The sequence below is a fragment of the Actinomyces oris genome (genome assembly GCF_001937445.1).
GTDB classification, from domain to species: Bacteria; Actinomycetota; Actinomycetes; order Actinomycetales; family Actinomycetaceae; genus Actinomyces; species Actinomyces acetigenes.
Map to the genome: position 1 here is coordinate 178,143 of NZ_MSKS01000009.1, position 15,929 is coordinate 194,071.

The window sequence follows — 15,929 nt, forward strand, 5'->3', positions numbered from 1 at the left end:
GCCGACTCATTGCTCTACCTCCTCACCGTTACCGTCAGCACTGTCATCTCTGGCGTCACCACGGGACGCACCAGCCATCGCCGTCTGTGCCGGTTCTGTCCGCTCCGTTGCCGTGGTCGTTGTCTCGGCCTCTGCCTCCTGCGCCCGCTCGCTATACCGCGGCACGGCAAAGCCGGGGATACGGATGTCGGAGTCCACTTGGTCGCCCCACACCGCCCAGGGCTGGTTCGACTCTGGCCGACGGCGGGCAAACAGCTCCAGGTACGGCCCGGGGCTGACCCGCTCGATAATGGCGAACTGCTCAGCCGGCTTGCGCGAGTGCTCGGTGACGGGGGCGTTGAACCAGGTCGGCTGGGAGCGCGAACCCAGTGGCGCTCTCCCCCGGGTGCAGAACAGCAGCTGCTCGGTAGCGTTACGCAGCTGGTAGCGACCACCCAGGCCAAGGCGGAACTTCACCCAGGTCAGTGGGCTGCGCACCGTGAAGCCCCAGGCCTCAGCTACCTCATACGCCTTCGGCAAGAGCGCGTTGGTCGTCCACAGCCACAGATGGGCATCGCGGGCCGCCAAAGCTCCCACCGGCAAAGCCTTGATCCGCGCCAGGCTCATCGTCCGGTAGTGCTTCTCACCGCCCTGAAGGGGCCAGGGCGGATCGACCAGGATGGTGGCAAAGCCACCAGGCGGCAGGCCGGAGATGGTGGGCGATGAGCCAGCGCCCTCAGTCGGCACACCGGCTTTCCCGCCGCAACCGGCGGCCTTGCCTGCACTGTCTTGGCTAAGCACCGCAGCACTGGTGGCAGCTCCAGCGCTCACCGCGTCGCTAGGTCGCGGCACGCCAGCAGCTGGTCTCACGGCTGCGCCCGCCTGCCTGGCCACCGCACTGTGCCGAGAGGCTGCTCCCCCAGCGCACGCTTGTCTTGTCTGTTTCGTCTGCTGCATGTCGTCCCTCCTTTTTTGTTCATACGTGCTAGTTGCTCCGGGCGAGCCAGCTGCCATCTTTTCGCACATTGACAGCAAGTTGCCCTTATCCCATACATTCCACGAACACTCGCGTGTTGCAAGGCTTCCCAATTCAGATTGCGAAGCGACGCGACACACCCCGTTCTTGAGCCGTTTCTGTGGTGCTACCCCAGGAAACAAAATGGACACACGCGCCACTTAGTGGCCACGAAAGTCGGTGCTGTAGTTTTTGCAACAAGTGGGCGAAATGACGTGGCATGTGGGTGAGGATTGCTGACGATTGCTCACGGCTGCCGCACGTTCCAGCCCCGCCAACGCGACCAGCCAGAGCGACCTGCGGACGTTTTGTCGTGCCGCGCACTCAGTCCGGCAGGCGGCTAGCACAGGCCGCCAGAGCCCGCTCAATTCCAGCGCTCACGGCTGCCGCTCGTCCGACCGAACCGGTCGCTGCTGCGCGCACCGCCTAGGACGCGGCCGCGGCGGGCGACGTGAGGGCGAGTGAGCCGGCCAGGTAGGACGGGCCGTACCCTCTGCCGTGGGGTGGGTCTCTTAGTGTGGTGGCAATTCCTGCGGGGCTTCCCTGGCCGGTGTAGCTGCCTGAGAACACAGGGAGGCATCGTGGGACCCGGATTCTCGACCAAGATTCACCAGGAGTGCTCCCACGATGCCCAGTGACCAGTCTGCCGTGTCCGTCCTGATTCAGGAAGTCCTGTCCGACCCGGACCTGGCGCATGATGACGTCTTCCGTCGTCTGCTTCAGGCCGGCTTGCAGGACCTGATCGACGCCGAGGCCACCGCCGCGATCGGCGCAGGCCCCTATGAGCGCTCCAGTGAGCGCTCCAACCGACGAAACGGCAAGCGATCCAAGAAGCTGGCCACCACTGCCGGGGAGGTGGACCTGGCCATCCCCAAGCTGCGGCAGGGGTCGTTCTTCCCGTCCCTGCTCTGCCCACGCAAACGGGTCGACAAGGCCCTGTACGCCGTGATCTGCTCAGCCTGGATCGAAGGGGTCTCGACCCGCAAGGTCGACGACCTGGTCAAGGCCCTGGGCAACGAGTCCGGTATCTCCAGATCCACCGTCTCAAGGATCTGCAAGGACATCGACGAGGCAGTGGGCGAGTTCCTCACCCGCCCGTTGGACCACACCTGGTTCCCCTACGTGTTCGTCGACGCCACCTACGTGGATGTCAGGGTCAACCACCGAGTGGTCTCTCAGGCCCTGGTGGTCGCCACCGGGGTCTCGGCTCAAGGACGTCGGGAGATCCTGGGCATGGCGGTCGGCGACGCTGAGACCACCGACTTTTGGACCTCCTTCCTGCGCTCCCTGCGCGAGCGGGGACTGAGGGTCGCCACCGACCAGGACCCCGAGGGCGTCGTGCTGGTCACCAGTGACGCCCACCCAGGTATCCGGGCCGCGGCCCGAGGCGATCCTGCCCGGCGCCGCCTGGCAGCGGTGCCGGGTCCACTTCGCCCGCAACATCACCTCCAGGCTCGGCTCGGCCCGCTCCAAGCCCGTGAACGCCCTGATTTCCACGATCTTCGCTCAGACCAGCCGGCAGGCCGTCACCGCCCAGTACCAGCACGTCATCGACTCCCTACGCCCCTCCTTCCCGCAAGTCGCCGACATGCTCACCGAGGCCCACCTGACTCATGACGCTTAGTGTGCCGGGGGTGGGGTGCTCAGGGCAGTGAGGATGTTGTTGGCGGCGTCGGTCAGACGCGGTGCGGCTGCGAGGTGGTGGCCGTTGAGGTTGATGGTGACGTCTTGGAGGGGTTTGAGGGCGCGGATGACGCGTTTGATGCTGATACCGGTGGTGTCCTGGAGGTAGCGGGCTACGGCCAGGGAGGCCATCACCACGGTCAGGTGGGCCTCGATGGCGTCATGGGTGTGGTGGAAGACCGGGCGGGCTCTCAGGTCGTGCTTGCTCATCCGGAATGACTGCTCGACGTGCCACAGCTCGTGATACGAAGAGACGACCTCACCAGCGTCCATCAGATGCGAGGGAATGTTGGTGACGTAGCCCTTGAGCCCCACCAGGGACCGGGCTCTGGCGATGGAGGCCTCATCAAGGACCTGATCGCCTTGATGGACGGTGACGAACCGCGTGCCCTTGGGACGCTTCTCGCCGGCGATGACGGCCCTGGCGCGATTGGCCTGAGCGGTGAGGGTCTGGTTGTCCCGGGCCGCACGGCGCTTGGAGTAGACCCATACCGCCCGCCACGAACCCGGATGGGTGACCGGGTCCCACACCGGCTCGGCCTTGCGGCTCTTGTCCCGCTCACTCCGCGAGCCCCGCTTGGGGGTGATGGTGTCGATGACCTGACCTTCGGTAAAGGCGTCGCCTTCCCAGTGGAAGTGCGCCTCCAGGTCGCCCGGGGCCCGGGTGGTGCGGGCGCCGACGATGAACCGCAGCCGAGCCTCGTCCAGGGCCGTCAGGTTGGCCGCCGAGAGCATGCCGGCGTCAGCGACAATGACGAGCTCCTCGATACTGTGGGCGGCCTGGAAGGCCTCCACGATGGGGATGATCGTGGTGGTCTCAGCCTTGTTTCCCTCCCAGCAGCCGACCTGGAGAGGAAAGCCGGCCCGGTCGACCAGCAGGCCCACGATGACCTGGGGGTCGACCCTCCGCTCCTTGGAGTAGCCGACCTTGCGCAGGTCGTCCTCACGCTCGGCCTCGAAGTAGAGCGTGGTGACGTCGTACAGGCACAGGGCCAGGCCCCCACTGGCGGTGACGTGCTCGAACAGGGCCTGAGAGAGCGCCTGGCGGTAGCCCCGCTCCTGGGCTCGGGCCAGGGAGCGGAACAGGGTCCGCACGCTGACCGGCTCCAGGCCCAGGTCACCTAGCACGCGGGGCACCTGGGCCTTGGATGTCGGCTCGATCAGACGCGCCAGAACCATCTGCTCAAACGCCCGATCACCCCCAGTAGCATCCCCCAGGCCCAGGCAGTTATACGACCCGTGCAGGACGTCCCACAGCAGGCCCGAGCGCTTGGACTCCACCACCGCGTCAGTGCCGACCGGGGCTGAGGCCGTGAGGAGTCCCGAAACCGCCGGTGGCGTGGGAGTCAGCTCCAGGGCCAGCTGGTCCGGGGCAATGCGGTGCCGGCCGATCTCCATCAGAGCAGCCAGCTCGGCCTCAGTGTGGGCCGATCCCAGGTGCTCGATCACCTTGTCCCGGCGCCCTTCCTTGACCGCGATCTGCACCGCCATCGCCCCCGAGGCTGTTTTGACCTTACGCAGAAACGGGCTCACCTCCACGACCCTACCGGCCCCTTAGTGTGCCAGCACACCCACAACCACCACGCGATATTAACGAAAAACCCACCTCAAAACCCAGACCCCACCAAAGTGTCACGAGTCAGGTTATATATCTCCTTACGTTTCGCCAACGTCGGTCACATTGCGGATTAAATAATACTGAGAGCTGAAAAGACTACATAGATCAAGTCCTATTCGTTCGCCAGAGTATGTCCAATCGGAGCACTGTACGCCTTTTTAACTGGTGCCAAAAGAACGATAGATAATGAGATAAACGAAACGCTAGCTACAACCATCAGTGGGCCGATAGCTGGATCCGGCAGGAAGCCTAGGCCCGCCTTATAGAAAAATAGTGCTTCTCCTACTGCGGTCACAATGAGAGGTACGCTCGACAGCAATAAGGCGGTGCAGGTGTATAGTAAAGACTCAATAACTGCTTGACTCCGGATTTGCTTGATGGTACTTCCTCCACACCGAAGGATGGCAAACTCTCGCTGTCGGGAACGAGAAGTCATAGCCACCACGGCGATAGCTCCTAAAAGCGCCATCAAACCGAGAATAGCAATCATAACGAGAGTATCGAGTTGATTGATCTTATTGGGAAGGTGAGCTGATACCACTACAGATTCTGTAGTGTACAAATTGGTCATTAAAGCGGCGGTAAATGAGAATCCTAATCCAAGTAATGCCACAGCGCTACCAGACAGCGATGCGCGCCAGCTCGTTGAGCGACGGGCGACAAGCCATGGTCCACCAAGATGCGCCAATGGTGACGACCAAACTTTTAATAGACCCGGCACGAGAGCCGGAGCAATAATAACAGACAGAATAGAGATCAATATGGCTGCAAGCATTGCTTGACCACCGCCAGCGGGTAATCCATCGTCTATCTTCCGTGGTTGACTGGTGAACGCCAGGAATAGCTGGCCTGCGCAGATCAGACTCCATAACGCGCCCAGACCCCATCGAGTTAGACTCATACGACGAATAGAGAGACTCATTTCGCGAATAGCTTCAGTAGCTGGAACTTTAACAGCTGTTCTTGCTGGCCCGAAAGCTCCCAGAACAGCGATTCCTACTACCGAAACGGCTGTAAAAAGAATCGTGGTCGGTGTTTGAATCACTTCGATGGCGCCCATTTTTTCGGACGCTATACGGGTGAGGATCGAAGAAAAAGTTTGATCAACTAGGATCCCCACTAGTATACCGGGAATGCACGACACTAAACCTAGTGTCGCTATAGTCATAATGACGCTCAAGAACACTTGCCGTGGTACGGCTCCCGCTAATCGCCAGCGAGCCCAATTCGTGCGTAGTGCCTGTACGCATGATTGTCCGACAACGGCAACCACTGGGATAGCAACTAATGCCGAATAAATGTAGATCGATAGTCCACTCATTTCAAGTTCCGCCGGACTAACCCCAGATGCTCTAGCAGTAGCTACTACTTCAGGCCTGATGACTGAAAATCTATGGGCTAGACACACATTTACTAATGTTGCAGCGAAAGCTAACACTAACACTGTACCAGACCATGATTTCCATTGAGATAGCAAGGAGCGCAATATGTACCGTGTCATAATTCTATTCTCCCTCAACAGCGTTATTCATTATCGAGAGTAGAATCTCCGAACTAATTCCACTGTCTAAGCGACTAATGATATGTCCGTCACGCAGAATCATTACTGAGTCAGCCAAGGAAGCGGCATTCAAATCGTGAGTGACCAACACAACTGTGACGCCATCGTCGGCTAAGCGGCGAAGTTCGTAGAGAACGACAGAAGCGGATCTAGTATCTAATGCGCCCGTTGGTTCGTCGGCAAATACGATAGCCGGGCGCCTGTAAAGAATTCTACCTAAAGCTACTCGCTGCTGCTCACCCCCCGACAACGTACTAGTCAACGAATTGGTTCGTGATTCTAATCTCAGTCTAGAAAGCACTTCTTCTAGACGTCTTTGATCAGAACGCCGCCCTGCTAACGTATCCGATATGGCAATATTCTCACGCACGCTCAGGTATGGGACTAAGTTGTAGGATTGAAAAACAAAACCAACCTTGTCTCGATACAACTTTGCGATTTTCGCGGGCGACAGAGCATTGAGGTCCCTTCCCATCAGCGTAACTTGGCCTGAGGTGGCTGATTCTAGTCCTGCCAGGCATAATAATGCTGTTGATTTCCCTGATCCGCTCGGCCCGACCATACTCGTCATTCTTCCTTGCTCAATTGAGCAGGATATGCCGTGTAGAACTTCAACAGAAGTCGCATCTGGAACTGGAAATGACTTGCGCAGATTGTGTGCTGAAACAGCTATACCTGTCATCCTGACACTCCTTGGATGCTTGTTTGATTTCGATACATGACATCTTTTCTCGCCTGTGTTGGCCATTATAACAGTTTGAGCATGAGTTGTCTAGGAAATACTGCCGGTTGTCAGTTAATAATAATCATGTTGACACGACTCGCAACATTTCAATGACCCTTATATGACGTTTTTGAACCGATAGGTCATGTCAAGATGTCTTCGTAACATGTTCGGTATACTGCCACTGTCGTCCTGGTGGTGCAAGTATTTTCAAAAGTTTTTTCGATTTCCTCCAATAATGTTGAGAATACGTGCTGGATTATGACATAGCTATAGATAATTCGACAATAGGTGTTTCTTTTAAATTTTTATTAATTAACAGGCGCTCTTGTTATACAGCTATTCTTGAATCACTTAGCTGTGGCTGATACAACCTACTGCTCCGCCCGCACCAACCCAGGTCGTCGGTGTGTTGCTGGGCGCCAGTCGAGCCTGATGCAGGTCTTGTCCACCGTGCCCGATCCCAGGTGCGCCCGGGGAATGAGGCACCGGCTGGAGGTGATCCTGGTCGTGGCGGAAGCGGACCGAGAGCCAACGAGGACCGCGTCTGGAAGCCGGGATGGTGCGACTGCCGCAGGGCCGATGCAAAGAAACGGCACTGCCAGCCTCCGCAGGCCTGATGCAGTCGCACCACCACCCGCGCAGCCCAGCATTTGCCGCCGCTCCCACCACACAGACCCGCACAGACCACCACACCATGCGAATCAGGAGGATATACCGCATGCACTGGATTATCAACGGCCTGGCCTTCGTCGGAGCAATCAGCCTGACGGCCATGGCCATCTTCATCTGGGCCTGCTGGCACGACGTAACGCAGCAGCAAGCCACAGCGCGGCAGACCAAGCCCAATAGCACCCCGTGGCGGCACAGCCCCAGAAACACCAATGGAGCATCGTCTGGGCGCCACCCCGTTACCTTGTTGGTGGTCCCTGGTGGTAGGTGCCGGGGGCTGGGCCAGTTGCTGTGGGCATGATGTCTTGCCCCTGTCCGTAGATGATCCGGGGGGCGAAAGTCACCTGCGGCAGCCGGGCGCTGGTGACCGCTGATAAGGGGAACGGCCCACCGCGTGTGAGGTCTTTCGCAGGCGTGGGTGCGGAACCGGTCGTCCACCGGCTGGCCCCGTATCGACTTGACCGAGAGGCGGCAGGAGAGATGGATATCGAGGACATCGAGGTCTTCATCGGCATCGACGTCGGCAAGACGGACCACTGGGCCACGGCCCTGAGCCGGGACGGGCGGAAGGTCCTCGACAAGCCCCTTCCCAATGACGAGGCACGTCTGCGTTCCCTTTACGGCAAGCTGGCCGACCACGGGAACCTGCTGGTGGTGGTCGACCAGCCCGCCACCATCGGGGCCCTGGCCGTGGCGGTGGCTCAGGACATGGGCATCACCGTGGGCTACCTGCCCGGACTGTCGATGCGCCGCATCGCTGACCTGACGCCGGGCAGCGCCAAGACCGACGCCAAGGACGCTGCCGTCATCGCCGGCGCGGCCAGGACCATGCCCCACACCCTGAGAGCCGTCAGCACCTCGGACGAGGACGCGGCCGCCTTGTCGATGCTCACGGGATTCGACCTGGACCTGGCCCGCCAGATCATCCGTGAGGAGGCTCCAGCGATGCGCGATGCGGTGGTGGAGGACTTCGCCATCCATCCTGAGGACTTGAAGCGCGTGGCGACGCCGGAGCTGCTGGACGACATCGCCGCCAACGTGATGGCGCTGCGCCTGGGCGACGAGCAGTTCGCCCGAGAGATCTACCGCGACATCCGCGACCAAGCCATCCGCGCCGCCGAGCGGTGGTACGACGTGGCGGTGCGCGTTCGGCTCTCTACTGCAGTAGAGAGGAGTACCGCAGGTACTCCTCTGCTCGACGTCACGGTGGAGTGGGAATACACCACCGTACCCAGCAGTGCCACCCGGCGCTTCGCGTGCGTGTCTGACCAGGATGAGTACAACGAACTGCGCCAGGACGTCCCGGCTACCTCCACCTGGTTCATGGCACCACGCCCTGGCATGGACACCCGACGCCGGGAGGCATACGAGCTGCTGGAGCTGACCGTCGATGGCCGACCACAGCCCATCCGCCGCAGTACCCGCGCTACCGGCCAGACCTACAGCGTCGACCTGGACGAAGACGCCAGAAACGGTGAGCCAGTGCGCATCCGCCAGGTCTTCCGCACCATCACCCCGCAGTGGAGCCACCGGCTGTACTTCGCCGTCAGACAACCAACCCGAGGCTGGTCGCTGCGATTGGACTACACCGACACCAATATCGGCGATATGCGTGTGAACGACACCGTGGCCACGGCACCAGCGGCCCGCATCGTCCGATCGCCAGAAGCCGTCCCAGGCAAGGTCATCGCCCTCGAGTCGGCTGGTTGGCTCATGCCAGGCTCCGGCGTTGCCTTCACCTGGACACTGAACGAGGAGCTGCCCCAGACCGAGCAGCCTGAGGCAGCAGCATCCTCCCGAGAGAGGTAGAGGATCTCTGCGAATGGTCACTCGCCACCGTCCATCAGGCTCACCTCCTCACCAGCTCGACCGCCATGGACAATCACAGGATACATCATCTTGAGATACATAGTCTCTGGATTGGGAGTCCTTGGCCGGTTGAGATGGAGCCGTGCCCACCGACCGCAAGCCGCCACTCTCACCAGCCACCGGTGAGTTCGGCCGGCGTGTGCGCGCCCGCCGCGAACAGCTGGGCCTGTCCCAGGAGAAGCTGGCCGAACGCACCACCCTGCACTGGTCATACATCGGCCAGGTCGAACGCGGCCAACGCAACCTCAGCCTCCACAACATCCTCCGCATCGCCCACGCCCTCGACACCGACGCCGGTGGGCTGGTGAGTGGGTTGGAGGTGTAGGGAGAAGGAAGGGACGCTTCTCCCAAGGTACGGCGGATGAGGTGGATGCACCTCGCACCGTTACTAGAGTGCGACCTATGTCAGCCGCGGAGGCGCAGGGATGGCACCACCAGGCGACGTACGATGATGGGGTCGCCGTATGAGATCAGACAGACGCGATGACGCCAGGCTGTTCAGCGACGGCGACTCTTCTCACGCAGGCCACCAGCACCACCACTGGTCTGTGCTCCCCCAAAGCAGACAGGACGGTCATGCTGAATACAGCCGCCAACTGGGCCACGATTGTCAGCACGATCTTTGGGCTATCATCCATCTGCTATGGAATATGGAGAGCTATAAAAGGATATTTCTTACCAAAAGGGCTACGCCTTCTCCTTGAACCAACGACGGACAATGAAGGCTTTTGTGTTCATGTCACTAACTTCGGGTCTATCGACCACCACATCGCCACAATCGGCTCCATGCCAGCAAAAATACGGCCGCTGCGATCTATACTTACTAAACGCTTTAGTTCAAAAAGAAATCTAAGAGAGTCACTATCTACCCGCACTGCATCGGCTGTAGTCAATAAAAACTGCGAACCTGGCCGAAATCTATACTTTGTCGTTCCACAGCCACTTCCATCGTGCAACAGACTTCCTGCCTACAAACTTGAAGGTCGAGATGCAATCAGGAAAAGATACTATGAATGGGTGAACAAGAACAGGCCAGGCGGGCCATTACCACTCGTACCATATGCTCTCCTCGGCGATGGGAGTGTCGTGCTCGGCAAGAAGACACGGATCAACCGCAGAAAACAACTCTTAACCATAGAGCCAGTTTGCAAATGCGGCCATCACATCACACAACACGTCGCATATCAACGCAAACGTCTCGCACCGACGATGACGACTTATCGGCGCTGCGAAAAGTGCTGGTGCCCCTGGTTCAGGCAGTCAGACAAACAGTCGGACGCGAACAAGATCATTTCCAGCACAATAGCCCTGAAGGCCGCTACATTTCCGCACAAATCTCGTAAAATAGAAGAATCAGTGATTGGCGAAGCAGTTGAAGATATTGCAAAGACAGACATTCCTCCCACACACAACGCGTTATCCGGGCAAAGCGCAACTGATTTAAAGGAATCATCATGACAAAGCACAGCGAACTGGACGACGACGAACATGAGCAGATACGGGATCGACTCAAGCAAGAGCGGACGATCAAATCGGCCTTCACCAACGGCGATGGCCCATGGACAGTCGTGTACGACGACTGGCATCTCGACAATGAGAACAACGGCGGTCGCTACATGGCGTTTGCTCAGCCAAGAATGCGCAACAAAATTCTTTCAGACGCCGGCTGGGACTTCACGAAGGGTGACGGATTTCCTGGATTTGCAACTAGTGGAGGCGAAATATCGTACACGAGAAGCAATAAACTGCCAGATTTCGAACCATTGGTTATCTTTCACCAATTTCACGGCGTTGTACCAGATGCTTGGATAGTGTCCGAAGAATTCAGACTCCTGATGAACCTATGGCAGGACCCAAAGTCCGGCAACTACTACGAAGTCAAAAATGACGGTTCAACAGATCTTGCCATCAGATTCCAAGACGATAGGATTGAAGTTCGGACACCCATACTAAAGCGCTACATGGCTGCGCGACAACTCGATGCAGTTCTATTGGTCGATTCCGTTACTTTCATGCCATGCAACGAAAACTTGAGCAAGTTCTCCGATCTCGAGTTTGAGGGCCACAGCAACATCGACCTACTTTTTGCCTCGTTGAATGTTGGTCAGATATCAGGAGAAGAGAGACGAGTCTTCTCTCGAGTGTTAGCAAAACGAATTATTCCCGCTCCACCCCAAGACACCTGCGGAATCTGGCCTTGGGACGAGGCTGATCCTGCAGACTATCCAGAGTTCATCATCGGTGAAGACGACCACGGCAAGCCAGTCAAGTACACATGCGATCCAGATCGTCTTGCCAACTACTTCGGCAAGAATCCGGACGCACCTCCTTACCTCACGCCCGTGTTCTTTAAACGAGAAGTACTCCAAAGATACTATGATGATTCCGAGCTGTACACGGTGAGTGACGGATACCTATCGTGTTCCCACCTGTGGGGCGTTAAAATAGACAATGAGTTCTTCGACATCATATTGGTGTTTCTTGGAGACATTGGACGAGATATCCCATCAGAGCACTGGACTCATTGGCTTGCCTATAATGTTCCTCCGACACAGAAATGAGTGAAGTAACTATTCGTCGGGCATTCCTTAACCAGCCAACCAATAGCAAAAACCAAGAACACTGCTTTAAACTGGCGCACAACCAACTACAGAGTTCTTGGGACGAGCACTGGGGGCGGCGGCTCCATCGCAAAGCAGAAGGGCCGGACGCTGGCGTACTTCAGCGCCTGCGTATCCCCGTCAATGACACCGATGCAGAACTGCGCGCACAGTCGATCAACCTCGCACTTGTCTTAGTAGATTATCTCAACGAGAGAAAGTTGGCCTCGTACCTTTCGGACACAAAGAACGATAAAGGGATCGCTAAACTCAGAAAATTCCTCGAGGCTCAGTCATACCAACATACCGAACGCGACGTCCGTCTTCTGCAAAGAATCCAGAGGATGCGTTCCCGCATTGCGGCACATTCGTCAGGCAGCAGTGGACAGGCCTATCTCGAGGAAGAACTCGGGAAGGACACTCCGCAGGAGTACATCGCACGCCTCATGACCGAAGCAACGCAAATGCTGGACGACCTCAGGGCGTTTGCGGAGGAGCAGTCGAGGCAAGACTCGGACTCATAACCATCAAAGCCCCTTCTTTATGTAATGGCGCTGTTGTCGGCCTTCTCATAGGCATGGGGTGCCAGTCGCCGCATAGCGACTTTGATCCAGTCGGTGGCAAAAACCTATCGGCACTCCAGATGGCTCTGGGTGCTCTTCGACGATAGAGGCACCACGCTCACCGCCGCTGCCATCATTCCTCGCGAGCAGCCGCCAGGTGGCGCCCGATAGTCATACCACTGAAGCCCAGCCGCTTAGCAATCTCAGCGATGGTCAGGCCCTGCTGGCGGAGGAGGATCGCCTGGGCACGGTCGTCGTCGGTGAAACGGTGGTTGCGTTCCAGTCCTGCCTGCCGGCGCAGCCGGTAGACCGTCGAGCGGTTGACGCCCGTCTGTCGGACGATCTCCTTGACGGGGACGCCGGCGCGGTACAGGTCGACCACCTGCTGGCGCTGCTCCGGCGTCAGGGGGCGGAACTTCGTCTGCTTGATGCGGTCAACCTTGCGCGGCGACCGTGATGCGGTGTCGGGCGCATCACTCTCATCGTTCGGCCACTCCCCCACGCTGCTGGCCGGTGCGGTGCATCGTCGTTGCAGGGGCTCGCCTTCTGGCTCTGCCGCATCTGCCCCGTGAGATGGCCTGGACTCGTCCGCATCGCCCACCGCGCCATCCGACCCGTCAGTAGCCGGCAGATGCGCTACATTGGGGTCGGTACACACCTGGCCGCCCTCACCGGCGGCCAGCTTCCTTCGGAAGTCCAGAAGCACCGCTAGGTTGTTAGGAGCGATGGTGCGGAGGTGTACTGACGCCCCAGTTACTCAAACATTGGGGCACGTCTTGCCTCCGTGGTGGAATCGGTAGACACCGCGACCTTAAAAGTCGCTGCCTACGGGCGTGCGGGTTCGAGTCCCGCCGGAGGCACCACAGCATCGCTATACAAACCATCACCTCTGGTTCTCGAAACGTCGCCGTTCCCTCACGAAACCTTTGCCCTCCCGCTATGGGAAGGGGGACACTGGGCCTGTCCTGCCTCGAGTCAAGGAGCCGTCATGAAGATCGCCGCCCGGGCCAAAGCCGCTCAGCCCTTCTATGCGATGAGCATTGGTGAACGCGCTGGAGTCCTCCAGGCGGAGGGCCACTCGATCGCCAAGCTCAGCCTGGGTGAGCCCGACTTCGGCGCCCCTCCCGCGGTTCGCGAGGAGATGTGCCGCGTCATGGACGGCCGACCACTGCCCTACTCCCCCGCCCTGGGCCTGCTCGCACTGCGTGAGGCCATTGCCGGCTTCTACCGGGACAGGCACGGCGTCGAAGTCGATCCTGCCCGGATCGTCGTGACCACGGGTGCGTCGTCGGCGCTCCTGCTGGTGGCCGCCGCCACCACACAAGCCGGTGACGACGTCGTCATCGCCGATCCGTCCTATCCCTGCAACCGGCAGCTGGTGGAGACCTACGGTGGCCGGATCGTTCTGGCGCCCACCAGTCCTGCCAGCCGTTACCAGATGGACCGGGCCGCAGCCGAGGCGGCGTGGACTCCTCAGACGAGCGCGGTGATGCTGGCGACCCCGTCCAACCCCACGGGCACGTCCATCCCCTTCGAGGAGCTGGCGTCGATCTGCGCACTGGCGCGCGAACGCAGCGCCTGGAGGATCGTCGACGAGATCTACCTGGGCCTGGCCGATCCAGGCGAGGACGGCACGCCGGCACGCACCGTCCTGGAGACCGATCCCGAGGCGATCGTCATCAACTCCTTCTCCAAGTACTTCGGGATGACCGGATGGCGCCTGGGCTGGGCGATTCTTCCCGAGGAGCTCGTGGCCCCCGCCGAGAACCTGGCGGTCAACTACTTCCTGTGCGCCTCGACGCCCATTCAGCAGGCCGCACTGGCGGCCTTCTCCCCCGAATCCATCTCCGTGTGCGAGCAGCGTCGCCAAGAGCTCCTCGCCCGCAGGAGCATCGTGCTCGACGGGCTGCAACGCATCGACCTCACGGTCCCGGTCCTGCCCGACGGCGCCTTCTACGTCTACTTCGACGTCTCCTCCACAGGGCTCGACGCCCAGACCTTCTGTCACCGCGCCCTGGAAGAGGCGCATGTGGCTCTCACTCCTGGGCTGGACTTCTCCACGACCACGGCTCGCTCCCACGTGCGACTGTCCTACGCGGCCTCCCGCGACGAGCTGCACGAAGGAATGAAGCGCCTCGAAACCTTCATCAACAACCTGTAAATAAACAGGCATTCAACTCAATAATCCGGTATCGAGCCGTGTGCATCAATGTGGCACTCACCTGTTCACATGTTGCACAATTCTCGTCATGTCCCTGCAGACCCTGCTCCTCTCCGCCGCGCTGGTAGTTTTTGGGGCGATCGCCACCATCGAGATCTCCAAATCAATTCATCAAAAAATACGCTTGCGCCGCGATAAGGCCTCCTCCGCCCCGCACCGAGGCGAGGAGTCCACTTGGAATGAGCTCACTGAGCACCATCGGCCCGTCAGACACTCTGCCCCCCAGGATTTCACCGCAGGTCCGCATGAGCGGCTCCTGGCGATCTGCGCGCCGTACTCCCTGTGCCGTCGAGACCCGTGGGACCGTCTCGCCTGCTCCGATCTTGACGGCACCCGCACCACGCTCTCCCTCGACTGGGAAGTGTGCTCCCGCGCCGATCTCCTCTCCCAGGTCCACTGGCTCATCACCTCCGGCCACCGCAGCGGCTTCGACGCGGAGCGCGCCCGCTGGGTCGACACCTCCCTGGCGGAGGCTGAGCGCCACGAGCTGCGAGAGTCTGCCGAGTCATCCTCAGACGCGGCCGAGACACTGTGGCGCCTCGAGCGCATGCTCAACAACGATCGGGACATCCGCAACGTGGACTTCTCGGCATGGGACCTGGTCCGCGCCGCCATGTTGACGCGCTGCGGATTCGTGCTGGGCTGGCTGACCGAGGAGGAGACCTGGGACACGCTCGCGATCCTGGATCGGGGGCTGCGGGAGCGCTATCGGAGCTGGACGCAGGTGTCGGAGTCCTTCCGGCTGGCACGCTGGTACTGGAACTCCACGAGTGGCAAGGACGAGCACTTCAACGACCTGCACGACCTCAACCGCTCACTGGTTCTCCTCAGCCCCGACGGGCCGTGGGGGCTCATCAACTGGGACGTCGAGACTCCCGAGCCCTCGTTCCTCATTCTCGACGACCTCCTTGACGCCGGTGCGGCCGCACCACTGGGTGCGGGCGAAAGGAAGCACGCCACACGGTGGGAGCGCTGGGTCGACGATCAGGTCATTGTCCGCGGGCAGCACCGCCCCCAGCACTTCGGCCCCCACGCCGACCAGCATCACCACTTCGCCAAGCGCGCCTGAGGAAGCGCGTCAACGGCGATCCGCGGATAACGCCGAGCCGGGCCTACCCGTGCTTATCCACCATCATCTCTGCTGCTTTGGTGGCCCGACGACGACGGGTCTCGGCGCGCTTCGCCTCACCGATCCATCGCAGGTACTCGTTGCGGTGCGATGCAGGCAGAGCCTCGAATATCCTCCCCGCCGCCTCGTTCTCCGACAGCGCCTCGGACAGCTCCGCCGGGATACCTGTCTGCTCGTCACTCATTGCCTCTCCTCTGACCGATTGACAGAACTATCGCGCGGATAAGGAAGTCAAGGAAGGGAGATTGTGGTGGCCCTCATCAACGCCGACACGGAGGGTGTCAGATTGTTTGTG

At 59.9% G+C, this 15,929-nt stretch carries 13 protein-coding genes, 1 tRNA gene and 1 pseudogene; 9 read left to right on the forward strand and 6 right to left on the reverse strand.

Going from position 1 to position 15,929, the window contains the following annotated elements:
- Window positions 1-6: 6 nt before the first annotated feature.
- Entirely contained in the window at window positions 7-936 is a 930-nt protein-coding gene (locus BKH20_RS03115; protein WP_256693005.1) for an MT-A70 family methyltransferase, read from the reverse strand.
- A 685-nt stretch (window positions 937-1,621) separates the two neighbouring features.
- Between BKH20_RS03115 and BKH20_RS03120 the strand changes: the two are divergent.
- Window positions 1,622-2,603: pseudogene (locus BKH20_RS03120) on the forward strand (IS256 family transposase); the annotation flags it as partial.
- Window positions 2,604-2,614: 11 nt separating this feature from the next.
- On the opposite strand, the gene BKH20_RS03125 reads toward BKH20_RS03120, so the two are convergent.
- The 3 genes from BKH20_RS03125 to BKH20_RS03135 all read right to left on the reverse strand — a co-directional run bounded on the left by BKH20_RS03125 (window position 2,615) and on the right by BKH20_RS03135 (window position 6,538).
- Window positions 2,615-4,210, reverse strand: a complete 1,596-nt coding sequence (locus BKH20_RS03125) for an IS1634 family transposase (protein WP_430793311.1) — start codon at window positions 4,208-4,210, stop codon at window positions 2,615-2,617.
- A 197-nt stretch (window positions 4,211-4,407) separates the two neighbouring features.
- Window positions 4,408-5,796, reverse strand: a complete 1,389-nt coding sequence (locus BKH20_RS03130) for an FtsX-like permease family protein (RefSeq protein ID WP_005527111.1) — start codon at window positions 5,794-5,796, stop codon at window positions 4,408-4,410.
- 4 nt (window positions 5,797-5,800) lie between these two features.
- Window positions 5,801-6,538, reverse strand: a complete 738-nt coding sequence (locus BKH20_RS03135) for an ABC transporter ATP-binding protein (protein WP_075389902.1) — start codon at window positions 6,536-6,538, stop codon at window positions 5,801-5,803.
- A gap of 1,194 nt (window positions 6,539-7,732) precedes the next feature.
- Between BKH20_RS03135 and BKH20_RS03145 the strand changes: the two genes are divergently transcribed.
- The 5 genes from BKH20_RS03145 (at window position 7,733) to BKH20_RS14510 (ending at window position 12,245) form a co-directional block, all read left to right on the forward strand.
- On the forward strand, window positions 7,733-9,061 hold the full coding sequence (locus tag BKH20_RS03145; RefSeq protein WP_075389904.1) for an IS110 family transposase: 1,329 nt from the start codon (window positions 7,733-7,735) through the stop codon (window positions 9,059-9,061).
- 142 nt (window positions 9,062-9,203) lie between these two features.
- A complete protein-coding gene (locus tag BKH20_RS03150; RefSeq protein ID WP_009233135.1) occupies window positions 9,204-9,446 on the forward strand; it encodes a helix-turn-helix domain-containing protein in 243 nt (80 codons plus the stop codon).
- Window positions 9,447-10,138: 692 nt separating this feature from the next.
- A complete protein-coding gene (locus BKH20_RS13925; protein WP_143224929.1) occupies window positions 10,139-10,579 on the forward strand; it encodes a hypothetical protein in 441 nt (146 codons plus the stop codon).
- The gene (locus BKH20_RS03155) at window positions 10,576-11,682 is read left to right on the forward strand and encodes a hypothetical protein (protein ID WP_256693006.1); all 1,107 of its coding nucleotides are present in this window, start codon (window positions 10,576-10,578) and stop codon (window positions 11,680-11,682) included. Before BKH20_RS13925 ends, BKH20_RS03155 begins: the two co-directional genes overlap by 4 nt.
- On the forward strand, window positions 11,679-12,245 hold the full coding sequence (locus tag BKH20_RS14510) for a hypothetical protein (protein ID WP_256693007.1): 567 nt from the start codon (window positions 11,679-11,681) through the stop codon (window positions 12,243-12,245). The genes BKH20_RS03155 and BKH20_RS14510 overlap by 4 nt, the downstream gene beginning before the upstream one ends.
- A 172-nt stretch (window positions 12,246-12,417) precedes the next feature.
- On the opposite strand, the gene BKH20_RS03160 is transcribed toward BKH20_RS14510, so the two are convergent.
- Window positions 12,418-12,786, reverse strand: a complete 369-nt coding sequence (locus BKH20_RS03160) for a helix-turn-helix domain-containing protein (RefSeq protein ID WP_075389905.1) — start codon at window positions 12,784-12,786, stop codon at window positions 12,418-12,420.
- Window positions 12,787-13,062: 276 nt separating this feature from the next.
- Here BKH20_RS03160 and BKH20_RS03165 point away from each other — a divergent pair.
- The 3 genes from BKH20_RS03165 to BKH20_RS03175 all read left to right on the forward strand — a co-directional run bounded on the left by BKH20_RS03165 (window position 13,063) and on the right by BKH20_RS03175 (window position 15,574).
- Window positions 13,063-13,147 (forward strand) — tRNA-Leu (locus BKH20_RS03165).
- Between the two features lie 125 nt (window positions 13,148-13,272).
- Window positions 13,273-14,445: an aminotransferase class I/II-fold pyridoxal phosphate-dependent enzyme gene (locus BKH20_RS03170; protein WP_075389906.1), complete on the forward strand. Its 1,173-nt coding sequence runs from the start codon at window positions 13,273-13,275 to the stop codon at window positions 14,443-14,445.
- Window positions 14,446-14,533: 88 nt separating this feature from the next.
- Window positions 14,534-15,574, forward strand: coding sequence for a DUF1266 domain-containing protein (locus BKH20_RS03175; RefSeq protein WP_075389907.1), 1,041 nt, complete (start codon window positions 14,534-14,536; stop codon window positions 15,572-15,574).
- Between the two features lie 43 nt (window positions 15,575-15,617).
- Here the strand turns inward: BKH20_RS03175 and BKH20_RS03180 are convergent, their stop codons facing one another.
- Window positions 15,618-15,818, reverse strand: a complete 201-nt coding sequence (locus BKH20_RS03180) for a YdeI/OmpD-associated family protein (RefSeq protein WP_075379019.1) — start codon at window positions 15,816-15,818, stop codon at window positions 15,618-15,620.
- Between the last annotated feature and the right edge of the window lie 111 nt (window positions 15,819-15,929).

Excerpts from the sequence above, each read along its gene's own strand:
- BKH20_RS03115 (WP_256693005.1), bottom strand. The coding sequence starts at position 936 with ATGCAGCAGACGAAACAGACAAGACAAGCGTGCGCTGGGGGAGCAGCC.
- BKH20_RS03130 (WP_005527111.1), bottom strand. The coding sequence starts at position 5,796 with ATGACACGGTACATATTGCGCTCCTTGCTATCTCAATGGAAATCATGG.
- BKH20_RS03135 (WP_075389902.1), bottom strand. The coding sequence starts at position 6,538 with ATGACAGGTATAGCTGTTTCAGCACACAATCTGCGCAAGTCATTTCCA.
- BKH20_RS03145 (WP_075389904.1), top strand. The coding sequence starts at position 7,733 with ATGGATATCGAGGACATCGAGGTCTTCATCGGCATCGACGTCGGCAAG.
- BKH20_RS03155 (WP_256693006.1), top strand. The coding sequence starts at position 10,576 with ATGACAAAGCACAGCGAACTGGACGACGACGAACATGAGCAGATACGG.
- BKH20_RS14510 (WP_256693007.1), top strand. The coding sequence starts at position 11,679 with ATGAGTGAAGTAACTATTCGTCGGGCATTCCTTAACCAGCCAACCAAT.
- BKH20_RS03170 (WP_075389906.1), top strand. The coding sequence starts at position 13,273 with ATGAAGATCGCCGCCCGGGCCAAAGCCGCTCAGCCCTTCTATGCGATG.
- BKH20_RS03175 (WP_075389907.1), top strand. The coding sequence starts at position 14,534 with ATGTCCCTGCAGACCCTGCTCCTCTCCGCCGCGCTGGTAGTTTTTGGG.
- BKH20_RS03180 (WP_075379019.1), bottom strand. The coding sequence starts at position 15,818 with ATGAGTGACGAGCAGACAGGTATCCCGGCGGAGCTGTCCGAGGCGCTG.